Origin of the sequence: Bradyrhizobium sp. SZCCHNS3016, assembly GCF_032484535.1 — a bacterium.
In the GTDB taxonomy this organism is placed as follows: domain Bacteria; phylum Pseudomonadota; class Alphaproteobacteria; order Rhizobiales; family Xanthobacteraceae; genus Bradyrhizobium.
Genome location: NZ_JAUETE010000003.1, coordinates 364,844 through 377,209, shown reverse-complemented (window position 1 = coordinate 377,209; position 12,366 = coordinate 364,844). Strand labels below are relative to the sequence as shown.

At 64.9% G+C, this 12,366-nt stretch carries 10 protein-coding genes; 6 read left to right on the top strand and 4 right to left on the bottom strand.

Features of this window, described 5'->3' with window-relative positions:
• Positions 1–192: 192 nt before the first annotated feature.
• The gene (locus QW881_RS09215) at positions 193–1,569 is read right to left on the bottom strand and encodes an IS30 family transposase (RefSeq protein WP_315715219.1); all 1,377 of its coding nucleotides are present in this window, start codon (positions 1,567–1,569) and stop codon (positions 193–195) included.
• 626 nt (positions 1,570–2,195) lie between these two features.
• Positions 2,196–2,882: an L-2-amino-thiazoline-4-carboxylic acid hydrolase gene (locus tag QW881_RS09210; RefSeq protein ID WP_315757005.1), complete on the bottom strand. Its 687-nt coding sequence runs from the start codon at positions 2,880–2,882 to the stop codon at positions 2,196–2,198.
• A gap of 149 nt (positions 2,883–3,031) precedes the next feature.
• Here QW881_RS09210 and QW881_RS09205 point away from each other — a divergent pair, with 149 nt between their 5' ends.
• The 3 genes from QW881_RS09205 (at position 3,032) to mdoH (ending at position 7,467) form a co-directional block, all read left to right on the top strand.
• Positions 3,032–3,658, top strand: a complete 627-nt coding sequence (locus tag QW881_RS09205; protein WP_316158263.1) for a LysR family transcriptional regulator — start codon at positions 3,032–3,034, stop codon at positions 3,656–3,658.
• Positions 3,659–3,853: 195 nt separating this feature from the next.
• Entirely contained in the window at positions 3,854–5,350 is a 1,497-nt protein-coding gene (locus QW881_RS09200) for a glucan biosynthesis protein G (RefSeq protein ID WP_316158261.1), read from the top strand.
• The gene (mdoH, locus tag QW881_RS09195) at positions 5,338–7,467 is read left to right on the top strand and encodes a glucans biosynthesis glucosyltransferase MdoH (protein ID WP_316158259.1); all 2,130 of its coding nucleotides are present in this window, start codon (positions 5,338–5,340) and stop codon (positions 7,465–7,467) included. The genes QW881_RS09200 and mdoH overlap by 13 nt, the downstream gene beginning before the upstream one ends.
• A gap of 18 nt (positions 7,468–7,485) precedes the next feature.
• Here mdoH and QW881_RS09190 read toward each other — a convergent pair whose 3' ends face one another.
• The gene (locus tag QW881_RS09190) at positions 7,486–8,784 is read right to left on the bottom strand and encodes a TadE/TadG family type IV pilus assembly protein (protein WP_315757001.1); all 1,299 of its coding nucleotides are present in this window, start codon (positions 8,782–8,784) and stop codon (positions 7,486–7,488) included.
• Between the two features lie 346 nt (positions 8,785–9,130).
• Between QW881_RS09190 and QW881_RS09185 the strand changes: the two genes are divergently transcribed.
• From QW881_RS09185 to QW881_RS09175, 3 genes are all read left to right on the top strand, one after another.
• Complete coding sequence (locus QW881_RS09185; protein ID WP_315757000.1) at positions 9,131–9,526, top strand: hypothetical protein; 396 nt, start codon at positions 9,131–9,133, stop codon at positions 9,524–9,526.
• A 107-nt stretch (positions 9,527–9,633) separates the two neighbouring features.
• Entirely contained in the window at positions 9,634–10,809 is a 1,176-nt protein-coding gene (locus tag QW881_RS09180) for a zinc-dependent alcohol dehydrogenase (protein ID WP_315756999.1), read from the top strand.
• Between the two features lie 13 nt (positions 10,810–10,822).
• Positions 10,823–11,362: a hypothetical protein gene (locus QW881_RS09175; protein ID WP_315756998.1), complete on the top strand. Its 540-nt coding sequence runs from the start codon at positions 10,823–10,825 to the stop codon at positions 11,360–11,362.
• A 26-nt stretch (positions 11,363–11,388) separates the two neighbouring features.
• Here QW881_RS09175 and QW881_RS09170 read toward each other — a convergent pair whose 3' ends face one another.
• A complete protein-coding gene (locus QW881_RS09170) occupies positions 11,389–12,219 on the bottom strand; it encodes a hypothetical protein (protein ID WP_315756997.1) in 831 nt (276 codons plus the stop codon).
• Positions 12,220–12,366 lie beyond the last annotated feature (147 nt).

Genomic DNA, 12,366 nt, shown 5'->3' with positions numbered 1-12,366 from the left:
AGTCGCGATAACGCTCGAAGACGCATGCGTCCACCCTCTCGCAGCGCATCTGCGCCCGAGCTTTGCTATGAGTTGGCCCCCTTGAATACAGAGGGCGCAGGGAAGACCGGGAGCGCGCCGCCCCCATGGCCCCCGTGCGTGAAGAAATGCACGGGGCAGGAACCACAGGTTCGGCTGGGACATCCGGCGGGCTCAAGCGGTGGTCGCAACACCAAGTGTTTTCATTCGTGACAGCAGCTCGTCAAGCGCCTCTGCTGGAGTTTTCCATCCTAGCGTCTTTCTCGGTCGGGAATTGAGCGCTGCGGCCACGGCGGCGATCTCGTCAGCATCGTAGACGCTCAGATCGGTACCTTTCGGGAAGTACTGCCGCAGCAGGCCATTCGTGTTCTCGTTCGTGCCACGTTGCCAGGGGCTTCTTGGATCGCAGAAGTAGATCTGAAGGTCTGTATCGATCTTGAGGTCACTGTGTTGAGCCATTTCGGTCCCCTGATCCCAGGTTAGCGAGCGGCGGAGTTCTTTGGGCAAGGTGACGATGGTGCGCGTGATCGCATCGCGTACCGCTTCAGCTCCGTGTCCGGAGAGCGCAGGCCCATCCTTCGTACGTGGGCCGTCGTCAAACCCCGGCAACCGTGGAAGGTGTAGGAGCATTGTAAACCGCGTGCTGCGTTCGACCAGCGTGCCGATTGCCGAGCTGGCGGAGCCGACGATCAGATCTCCTTCCCAATGTCCCGGCACAGCTCGATCCGCGACTTCGGCCGGACGCTCACTGATCATGATCTCCGGCGATATGAAGCCTTTGCTGCGCTTCCGCGTACGCGCTCGGGGCACGCGCAGCGCACGTCCCGTTCGCAAACAGGACGACAACTCGCGTTTCAGCGCTCCTCGGCCCTGAACAAAAAGCGCCTGGTAAATGGCTTCGTGGCTGATGCGCATCGCCTCGTCATCCGGGAAGTCGATCGGCAAGCGCCGGGCAATCTGCTCGGGACTCCACGCTTTCGTCCACCCCTGATCCTGGCTAGAGCCCGCACGACCGGCCTTCCGCCGAACGCCGCCTGGAGGCGCGACAAACCCTGCAAGCCGCTCTTCAACATAAGCGCGCAAGGCGGCGTTGCTTGCAAGCTTGCTCGGCTTAGGACGCCGGGCCGATCGATCTGCATGCCACTGGGCGGCCGTCGCCCGATAGGCCATCTTGCCGCCGTGCGTGGCTGCATTGCGATCGAGTTCACGGGAGATGGTCGAGGGAGACCGATTGAGGCGCCGTGCTATCTCTCGTACAGAATGGCGCTGCGCATTCAGCAGCGCAATCTCTTCGCGCTCAGAAAAGGAGAGGTGCCGTCCGGAGAGCGGCTTCGCTGAAGGTCGGAACATTGCCGGTGCCACGCCGCCCGCTTTTCGAAATAATCGGGGGCCGACAGCATCCGATAATCCAGCAGCCAGCGCAGCATTCTCGCTGTTCAATCCAGCGGCAATCCCACGCCAAAATTTCTGCTGTTCCGCACGCCCCGCAACTGGTGGGCGCCCCAATGATCCCAGCTTGCCCCGCGTTGACCGTTTCTTTCGAATGCCCATCGCAACCTCCTCATCGAGTGTTGCGACGACCAATTGAATCCACCTCCCGGCCCTCCCTGCACAATGGCTTTACGGCTTACTCCGTGCTCTCCCCAGGGACCGGCTGTCTTGCCCCTGTCGCAAGCGCCATCGTCGGCGCGAACTTGATCTCAGCACCGGGAGATCAGGACCACACGGCTTGACCGTGCGCATCGGACTGTTCGTCGGCGCGATCGCTCGCGCTGCAGCCCGACACGCCCATCGCATCCCGCCCCCACGTTCGTGACGATCGCGATACGTCCCTCAGATCGGGACGGGATGCGCCATACAATCACGATTTCTGGAAAAAAGAAAGGCCTTTTTTCGCATCCACGGCGATTTTTTCCAACCGCCCGCGACACCGCTCTTGGCGTAGCTGACGACGCAGTGTTCGCGATGCGCCGCAGGGTGGGCAAGCAGCCGACCGCAGGGCGGATACGTCCACCCCCTCCGTCACGAGCGCGCAGACACAATGGTGGGCACGGCGCGCAGAGAGCAGCGCCAGATGCAGACAGCGCCGCATGCGCGCCTTTGCCCACCCTACGAACTGCAATCGCTAAGAGAGCTTTCGTTTGGAAGAACCTCGCGTTGCCAAAGAATGAACCGACCTAATCCGAGGCCAGCCGCGAGAAGCGGAAGTTGCAGTGGCTTGCGCCACCGGCCAGCGTCTGCGTCCGCTCGAGCCGGACGCCGCGCGTCGCATAGGCGTCGACGTCCAGCCCGCAGATGTTCGGCAGGATGTCCTTGTCACCATGACGAGCGGCGAATTTGCAGAAGCCGCAAGCCTTGTAGTCGATGCCGAATTCGAAGGTGTCACTCGGGCCGGGCTCGACGACATCGTAGACGAAGTCGTCAGGAAATTCGCGCCGATGGCTTTCCGATGTACTCAACGCCGCCTGTTGACGCAAGAAGCTCCGGTTCTCGGACGACATGAATCGGCGGCCCGCTTCGAGACGCTGCGGTTCAGGCTCCGTGAGCAGCTGCGCCTTGTGGACCTCTCGTTCGATGTCGCCGATCACGGCGGATGGCAAGCCGTGTCGCCGGAGCACACGGCTCATGGCCATGAAGCCGATGAGCTGCATGAAGAACGCGGTCATGCGGCTTGCGGCGCCTCCGACATATGGAAGCTGGTGGAGCACGACGTCGAACTCCTTCATGACGTCGGCCCTGATTGCATCGATGTCAGACAGCTCAGCCCGCTGGCTCAAGAAGGGACCGGCAAGGTCGAGGCGCTGGCGCATGGCGTCCTGCATGGCGCCGATGTGCGTCTGGTAGAAGAGATGGATATCGGACATCGAACCTCCTTCATTGCCGGGCCTGTCCGGCCAGCACGTTGAGCAAGCCTACCCGCGACCATCCGCGCGCCTCAAAGCAGAGTTTCTGCGGCTCAGCGAAAGAAAATCTATTGCAGGCCTACGGACCTGCCGTGCCAGAGTGCCTGACGATGACCTACAGCCTCCCTCCCCTGAACGCGCTCCGAGCCTTCGAAGCTGCGGCGCGACATCTCAGCTTCAAGCTGGCTGCGCATGAGCTGCATGTGACGCCCGCCGCTATCGGGCAGCACGTGAAGGCCCTCGAACTGCGCCTCGGGGTGCGGCTGTTCGAGCGGCTGCACAAGCAACTCGTCCTGACGGCGGATGGAAAGTCCTACCTGGTCGGGATCTCCGACGGCTTTCGCCGCATCGCAGATGCGACCTCGCAGCTCAAACCCCGATGCGCGGTGCTGCTGCAACTGGGCGTCCACGACGGCTTCGATTTGCGTCGCCTCGCGCTGGAGCATTTCCGCGGCACACATCCCGACATCGGATTGCGGGTCGTGCAGCCGGCCGGCTTGCATGAGTTGGTCGAAGGGAAGGTCGACGTGTTGATCGGCCGTGGCCTTAGCAACCATCCCGGCTATCGCTGCGACAGGATCGAAGGGAGCAGCGGCTTGGGAGACTGGCTCATCGCACCTGAAGGGACGGCGGAGTGTCCGGAAGTGACGGACTTGCGCGTATGGTTGCGTTCCAGATCGGCTGACGCCTTGCCGACCGACCGTCAACCAGGTCGGATCGGACTCGTCCGACGTTGAAGCCTCCCCCGCCCCCTCGCCTTTGCCAATATTGAGCCGTGCGAGCAACGACCGGTCAGCGGCGTCATGATCGTCGTTCATGTGCCGTTCGGACACGACGATCGATTGTTCGGGCTGAAAGGTCGCGCTTCCCGATGGAACCCGACGCCTTCAGAAATGTTGCTCCGCAGTTCCATGCAGCAAAGCGAGAATAAGTTGAATCGCCGTCAGTTCATTCAATCTGCGGCTGCGATCCCGGTCGCCGCATCGCTGGCGCGGAGTGCGTCGGCAGCGGCGCAGCCGTTCAGTGCAGCCACTGTCCGCGACCTCGCGCGCAATCTCGCGGCTAAGCCATTCGCCGCGCCGGACGACAAGCTGCCGGACGCGCTGGCCAAGCTCGACTACGACGCCTATCGCTCGATCCGCTTCCTGCCGGACCATGCGCTGTGGCGCGGCGATAACCTGCCGTTCCAGGCGCAGTTCTTCCACCGCGGGTCCATCTACAAGGACCGGGTCGACATCTACGAGATTGCCGACGGGCAGGCCAAGCCCGTGGCCTATCGTCCCGAGGACTTTGCATTCGGTCAGCAGGTCGCGGCGTTCCCGGCCGCCGATCTCGGCTATGCCGGTTTCCGCATCCACGCGCCGATGAACCGGCCGGACTACTACGACGAGGTCTGTGTGTTTCTTGGCGCGAGCTATTTTCGCGCGGTCGCCAAGGGCGAGATCTACGGGCTCTCCGCGCGGGGGCTGTCCATCGACACCGGCGAGGCCAAGGGCGAGGAATTTCCGGTGTTCAAGGCGTTCTGGCTGGAGAAGCCGACGAGCGGCGCCACCGCGATGGTGGTGCACGCGCTGCTCGACAGCAAGAGCGCCACCGGCTCCTACCGGTTCACCATCCGTCCCGGCGAGACGACCGTGTTCGACGTCGAGGCCTCGCTGTATCCGCGCGTCGAGATCGCTCACGCCGGGCTCGCGCCGATGACCAGCATGTTCTTCTTCGGACCCAACGACCGCAACGACGTCGACGACTTCCGCCCCGCCGTGCACGATTCCGACGGGCTGGCGATGTTCAACGGCAAGGGCGAGCAGTTGTGGCGCCCCCTGAGCAATCCGCGAGACCTGCAGGTCAGCGTGTTCAACGATCTCAACCCCCGCGGCTTCGGCTTGATGCAGCGGGAGCGAAAATACGCCGCCTATCAGGATCTGGAATCGCATTTCGAACGGCGGCCGAGCCTGTGGATCGAGCCGATCGGTGACTGGGGTGAAGGCGCGGTGGTGCTGTTCGAGATTCCGACCAAGCAGGAGATCCACGACAACATCGCCGCATTCTGGCGACCGAAGGCGCCGCTCGCCGCCAAGGGCGAGCACAACATGACCTACCGCCTGCATTGGGGCCAGGATGCGCCAAAGCCGCATGCGCTCGCGCGCGTCACTCGCACCGGCGTCGGCGTTCACGGCGAAGGACGGTTGTTCGTGCTCGAGCTCGAGGGAGACGCCTTGAAGGAACTCGATCCGGGCCAGGTCAAGGGCGTGGTCAGCGCCGACAAAGCGGAGGTGACCAACATCGTCACACAGCCCAACCCCGTGACGGGCGGATGGCGGCTGAGCTTCCAATGTGCCGTGAATGGCGCACCGGTCGAGCTGCGCGCCGAGCTCACCGCCAATGACAAGCTCGTCTCCGAGAGCTGGATCTATCGATGGACGCCGTAACCTCAAGGCAGATGCGCGCGCCTAATCGTGCGGTGATCAACGGCTTCCTTCCCGCAGAAGCGCCGCTCGCGATGGAGCCGTCGCCGCTGCATCACGTTCCGGCGGCGCAACAGGCGATCACGAGCGGACCACGCATTGCGTTGCGGCGCGCGCTGATCTTCGCCGGCACGGCCGCATTGACGTTGGCCGGCTGCTACAAGATGTACGAAGTGGTCGAGGTCGGCGGGGTGACCGTGCTGGAAGGCATGGTGCTGGTGCTGTTCTCGATCCTGCTCGCCTGGATCGCGTTTGCTTTCGTGTCGGCGCTGGCCGGCTTCTGCCTGATGTTCGCACGCCGTCGCGATACGATCGCCATCGATGTCGACGGCCCTCTGCCCGATCTCGCAAGCCGCACGGCGATGCTGCTGCCGACCTACAACGAGGATCCGCATGCGGTGATGGTGCGGCTGCGGGCCATGATCGAGTCCGCCGCCGAGATCGGTCAGGCCGAGCGCTTCGACTGGTTCCTGCTCAGCGACACCACCGATCCCGACATCTGGATCGGCGAGGAAGCCACGTTTCTGGCGCTGCGCGAGGCCTGCGGCACCGACCGCGTGTTCTACCGGCATCGCGCCGACAATGTCGCCCGCAAGGCGGGCAACATCGCCGAGTGGGTGCGGCGCTTCGGCGCGGCTTATGATCACATGATCATCCTCGACGCCGACAGCCTGATGAGCGGCCCGACCGTGGTGCGGCTGGCGCATGCGATGGAGCACGCCCCGCAGGCGGCGCTGATCCAGACCCTGCCCGTGATCGTCAACGGCACCAGTCTCTTCGCTCGCCTTCAGCAGTTCGCCGGCCGGCTCTACGGGCCGGTCATCGCCGCCGGCAATGCCTGGTGGTACGGCGCCGAAGGCAATTATTGGGGTCACAACGCGATCATCCGCGTCAAAGCCTTCGCGCAGGACGCCGCCCTGCCCGAGCTGCGCGGCCGCAAGCCATTTGGCGGGCACATCCTCAGCCACGACTTCATCGAGGCCGCGCTGATGCGCCGCGCGGGCTGGGGAATCTACATGACGGTCGACCTCGACGGCAGCTACGAGGAAGTGCCGCCATCGCTGATCGATCACGCCGCGCGCGACCGGCGCTGGTGCCAGGGCAATCTGCAGCATCTGGCGGTGCTGCCGGCGCGCGGCCTGCATTGGGTATCGCGGCTGCACCTGTTGATCGGCATCGGCGCCTACATCACCGCGCCGCTGTGGTTCGCCTTCCTCGTGCTCGGCATCCTGATTTCGCTGCAGGCCAATTTCGTCCGGCCGGAATACTTCCCGAAGGGCTTTGCGCTGTTCCCGAGCTGGCCGGCGCAGGATCCGGTGCTTGCGGCCCAGGTCTTTGCCGCGACGCTCGGGCTGCTGATGGTGCCGAAGCTGCTCGCGTGCCTCGTCGCGTTGTTCACGCCGACGCGCCGCCGAGGCTTTGGCGGCGGGTTGCGCCTCTGCGTCGCCGTGCTGGCGGAAACGCTGCTCGCGGCCCTGATCGCGCCTTCGATGATGATCTTCCAGTCGGTCGCCGTGATCGAGATCCTGATGGGGCGTGATGCCGGCTGGCAGGTGCAGCGCCGCAGCGACGGCGGCGTGAGCCGGCAGGAGATCTATCGAAAGTTCGCGCTGCCCACCATCTTCGGCCTCGCAATGGCTGCCAGCGCCTATGCGGTGTCGCTGCCTCTGCTCGCCTGGATGTCGCCGGTCATCGCCGGCCTCGTGCTGTCGATTCCGATCGGACTTCTGACGGGCGGCCGCAGCGCCGGCGCCGGCCTGTTCGTGACGCCCGAGGACCGGACGCCGCCGCGCGTGCTGATCCGGGCGCGGGAGCTTGCCGATGAACCCGAGCCCCGCCGCGAGGCCGCGCTGGTCGCGCTGCAGCGGAATGCCGAGCTGCGGCGACAGCATGTCGATGCCCTGCCCGCACCACAGCGGCGCGAGCCGGGCGACATCGACGTCGACCTCGCCACCGCCAAGGCGCGGATCGCGGGGGCCGGCTCGTTCACGCAGGCGATCCGCTTCCTGTCGCGCCGTGAGATCCTGGCCGTCCTCAGGGATGGCGCGACGCTGGAGCAGCTCGTCGCACTTCCCGCATGAGCGCCTGGACGACTTGCCCTATTTGGTCAGATGCGCCGATGCGATCGCCTGCTGGAACAGCGCGGTAAGCGCTGCGCCGATGCTGCCGCTCGAATCGACCTCGTAGTAGTAGCCCGGGCTGGCGCACGATTTCATGATGCCGCTGATCGAATCCCGCCATGGCGCGATATAGGTCGTGTACCAGCTGTTGTTGGTGATCGCGAGATAGGTGGTGTAGAGCACGGCGATCTTGATGCCGCGCGCCTTCAGGGCGGTGCAGGTGGTGGTGTTCAGCGGCTCCTGACAGCGCCCGCCGGAGAGCACGGTCTTGCTGCAGGTCGTGGGATAGGAATAGTCGGCGACGCCGTCGGAGACGAAGAACAGCCACTTCTGCGGGCTCGTCGACGAGCCGTCGCCCTGGGTCGGGATGACGCCGTTCATCGCGGACATCGCACCGTCGAAATCGCTGCACATGTCGTTGTTGTAGCCGCTGTAGGGGATCGTCATCAGGTCGAGCGAACCGACCGACGATTTCACCGAGGACATGCTCGAGGACAGGCTGGCGATGGTCGTCAGGCCGAGCGAGCCGCAGTCGCTGCCCAGGCTGTAGACCGCCATGCGGTACTGGTTGCTGACGACCTGGCTGGCGGTCGCCGTGTCCGTGAGCGACTGCGTCGCGCTCCGGACGACGTCGATGCGCATCGTCACGCCCTTCTTCTTGGCGATGGAATAATAGCTGTTGGTCTGCAGCGTCTTCTTCGAGCTCGACGTATAGGTGTCGTGGCAGGCGAAGGCGCACTTGTCGGACGTCGCATTCTGCAGCGTCGTCATGTCGGCCGTGGTTGCGCCGAGGCCCTGCGACGGCGAGTTGTCGAGCAGAACGTAAAAGTCCATGTAGGTCGGGAACGAGGCCGAAGCAGACGACGAGGCCGAGACCGTCATGGTCGGGTAGCCGAACATGTGCATGAAGGCCGTCTTGACCACCACGGTGGCGCTGCCGGTCACGGTCCGCGCGGTGACGCTATCGCTGATATCGATGCTCAGCGAGTTCGCTGCCAGATTGTGCGCCGCCATCTGGCCGTTGAACATGTTGGTCGCCGCCGTCTTGGCGTCCGACGCGGCGCCGCGCATAGCGGTGTAGCCGGTCGCAGCCAGCATCGCGGCGTCCATCGAAGCCGACAGCTTCGCCTTGGCGCGCACGGCCATCGAATAGTCGATCGCCGAGCCGACGAAGGCGAGGATCGGGAGCAGGGCAAGCGCGAAGATGATCGCGATGTTGCCGCTCTGGTCGCGACGGAACCGCGACAGTAGCCTGAGGTATCTATTTCCGGCCAGCACGGCCACACTCCAACGAATACGGTGATGTTGCCGGGAATGTTGCGGATCAACCGTTGCATTGGAATTGATGGAATTGCCGAGAATTGGTTACGTTGCGTTTCCGATTGTCGTAAGCGGCTTTCGGCGGTGTCGATGCACCACTCAGAGCGACATGACTGCCATGCGGACAGTGTTTTTGGCGGGCCCAACACCGAATGCCGGACGGGTCTCATCCGCCCGCCGTCCCCTGGTCTGCGCGGCCCCCCTCCTCTGGTACCCCGATTGCAAAGCGGCTGCGCCGATTGCATAGTCCGCGCGGTTTGCAGCGCCGGGGCGCGCTGATTCTCTGGGGGAGTTGGGGACGACGATGGCGGATGCCGATCTTGATGCCGTGATCCGGCAACTGGCCAAGCAGCAGAACAAGGCCATTCTGGCGGCGGCGAAGAAGCGCAAGGACCGCTTCAACGGCATGGCCGTCAAGGCCAAGGACAAGGACGCCAAGGAGCGCTTCAAGCTGCTCGCTCGCGAGGCGGTCGAGCAGGCCAATGCCGCCGCCCGACGGCTCCTGATCTCCGCCGACAACGTCGCCGACAGCTACGCCCGCGCGATGCGCCAGGCCGCCGCCGCGGAGCTGCCCAGGAAGGGGGAGTCCAAGCCTCCGGAGAAAAAGGCCGACGCCGCGGCAGCCAAGCCGCAAGCTGGCAAGGCGGCCAGGAAGGCTCCTGCGAGGGCCACGGCGAAGAAGGCCGCCAAGTCGGCCTGAGCCAGGCTCCGAGCGGACGCCTCGCCACCTCCGAAAATTGCGCCTTCGATAGCAACCATCGCCGCGCCCTTCGACTTGCCTCCGCAACGTTCTGCCCGGAGGACTGTATGAAGGCGCTGGTTTGGCATGGCAAAGAGGACATTCGCTGCGACACGGTGAGCGATCCCGAGATCGAGCATGACAGGGATGCCATCATCAAGGCGACGAGCTGCGCGATCTGCGGCTCCGACCTGCATCTGTTCCACAACTACATCCCGGCGATGATGCCCGGCGACATCATGGGCCACGAGACCATGGGCGAGGTCGTCGAGGTCGGTTCCGGCGTCAACGGCAAGCTCAAGAAGGGCGACCGCATCGTCGTGCCCTTCACCATCATCTGCGGCGAATGCGAGCAGTGCCGGCGCGGCAATTTCTCGGTCTGTGAGACCACCAACCGCAACAAGCATCTTGCCGAGAAGGTGTTCGGACACACCACCGCAGGCCTGTTCGGCTACACGCATCTCACCGGCGGCTATCCGGGCGGCCAGGCCGAGTATCTGCGCGTGCCGTTCGCCGACGCCACGCATATCAAGGTTCCGGACAGCATGACGGACGAGCAGGCGCTGTTTCTCAGCGACATCTTCCCGACCGGATGGCAAGCGGCCGCGCAATGCGACATAGAGCCGGGCGATACGGTCGCTGTGTGGGGTTGCGGCCCAGTGGGACAGATGGCGATCCGCAGCGCCATCCTGCTAGGCGCCGCCAAGGTGATTGCGATCGACCGCATTCCGGAGCGGCTGGCGATGGCCGAGGCCGGCGGGGCCATCCCCATCAATTTCGACAAGGAGAGCGTGGTCGGGCGACTGAACGAGCTGACCGACAACAACGGCCCGGAGAAGTGCATCGATTGCGTCGGCTTCGAGAGCCATGTCACCCTGGCGCAGCCCGACAGCGTGATCGATCGCACCAAGCAGATGTTCATGCTCGAGAACGACCGGCCGCACGTGCTGCGCGAGATCATCTATGTCTGCCGTCCCGGCGGCATCGTCTCGATCCCCGGCGTCTACAGCGGACTGTCCGACATGGTGCCGATGGGGGCGCTGATGAACAAGGGCCTGACGATCCGCACCGGCCAGACCCACGTCAACCGCTGGACCGACGACCTCCTGCAGCGCATCGAGGATGGCCAGATCGACCCATCCTTCGTCATCACCCACACCGTTCCGCTCGCACAGGGGCCCGAGATGTATCGCGCCTTCCGCGACAAGCAGGACAGCTGCGTCAAGGTCGTGCTGAAGCCATAGGGGATCACATCGCATGTTTCATGTCTCGAATCTCGTGAGGTCGAAGGGCGACCCCAAGATCATCTCGACCGGCCCGAGCTCGCTGACGCCGGCCGATCGACTGGCCCGCGGGCTCGGCTGGTTCAGCATTGCGCTCGGCACGCTGGAGCTGCTGGCGCCGCACCGCGTCACCCATGCGCTCGGCATGGAGGGCCGCGAGGGATTGGTGCGCGCCTATGGCGTGCGCGAGCTGTTCGCCGGCGTGCTCACGCTGTCGGTGGAGAAGCGGGCCGGCCTGCTGAGCCGCGTCGCCGGCGATGGGCTCGACATGATGACGCTGGCCGGTGAGCTCAGGCCGAGCAATCCGCGCGTGGGCAGCGTGCTGGCGGCACTGGTCATGGTCGGAGGCATCACGGCGCTGGACTACATGTGCGCCCAGGACGTCAAGAGCCAGCACGATCCGCGACGCGGCCGCAAGCGCCTCTACAGCGACCGCAGCGGCTTCCCCAAGGGCATCGCCGCCGCAAAGGGCGCGGCGTTGCCGCGGCCGGCGCGCAGCACCGCCGCGACCTAGCCTGTCTGTGGAACAACGTCCTGAAGCTACGGCTTCAGGACGACAGAGAACCGGCGAAAGCCCGCGATCTTCGGAAACGCCTCCGCGGCCTCCGGCGAGACCAGGGCCACCACGGCTGCGCTCACCTCGCCATTGTTCAGCCGGGTGATCGCGGTGGCCTGTCCTTCCAGCAGCAGCACCTCGGTCGCACCGGCCGCATTCATGGCCGCAGTGATCTTCGCGTTGGACTTGGCATAGCGCTCGTCGATCGCGATCACCTTGCCGCTGAGATCGGCCACTCCGCGCACGGTGGGACGCGTCAGCAGCACAGCGACAAGAGGACTGTCGCCGGGCCCCTCGGGGACACGCAGCGCGGTCATTCGCTCGGCCAGCTCGGCGGCCACCGTCACCGCAGCCACCATGACGTCGTTTTGGACCTTGGCCGGATTCGGCGTGTCCGTCGTGGCGGAGGGGGTCTTGATCACCGGCGCGGACGTACCGTCAGCCGGCGCGATCGGATCGGGCCGCGGCGTGCGCGCCGGCGCCGCGAGCGGCTTTTCGATCGGTTTATCAATCGCCTTTTCAATCGGCTTTTCAGTCGTCTTGGCGGTGACGATTTGCGGCTTGACCCGGCGCTTTGCGGCGTGGGCGTGCTTGCGCTGCAGGGCCGCGCGGCGCGCGACCGCGGCTGCAGGCTTACGGATCGTCTTGGCAGGCTCCAATGATTGCGGCGGCTCGTCGGCGACGGGACCGTCCACGCAGGGCCTTCCGCTCAGATCGACGCAAGGCGAGGCCACCTGCGGCGTCACCTGGTGGCTGCAGCCGGCCAGGGCCAAGGTTGAAACGACGGCCAACGCGCCGAGACAAAGCGCTCTCACTTTTCCGCTCCTGACGACTCTCCTGCGCACGGGACGCGCCTCTGCTTTGGCCTGCTATTTCAGGGGCCATCCGTTAAACTCAGGCTTAAGCGCCGGTCCCGGCACGCGGACTCAGTGAGGCGTGGTTAATGTCGCGCGCACAAGGCG

Bases quoted from the DNA above. Each gene is read 5' to 3' on its own strand.
- QW881_RS09215 (WP_315715219.1), bottom strand. From the start codon at position 1,569: ATGGGCATTCGAAAGAAACGGTCAACGCGGGGCAAGCTGGGATCATTG.
- mdoH (WP_316158259.1), top strand. From the start codon at position 5,338: ATGGACGCCGTAACCTCAAGGCAGATGCGCGCGCCTAATCGTGCGGTG.
- QW881_RS09210 (WP_315757005.1), bottom strand. From the start codon at position 2,882: ATGTCCGATATCCATCTCTTCTACCAGACGCACATCGGCGCCATGCAG.
- QW881_RS09185 (WP_315757000.1), top strand. From the start codon at position 9,131: ATGGCGGATGCCGATCTTGATGCCGTGATCCGGCAACTGGCCAAGCAG.
- QW881_RS09205 (WP_316158263.1), top strand. From the start codon at position 3,032: ATGACCTACAGCCTCCCTCCCCTGAACGCGCTCCGAGCCTTCGAAGCT.
- QW881_RS09180 (WP_315756999.1), top strand. From the start codon at position 9,634: ATGAAGGCGCTGGTTTGGCATGGCAAAGAGGACATTCGCTGCGACACG.
- QW881_RS09175 (WP_315756998.1), top strand. From the start codon at position 10,823: ATGTTTCATGTCTCGAATCTCGTGAGGTCGAAGGGCGACCCCAAGATC.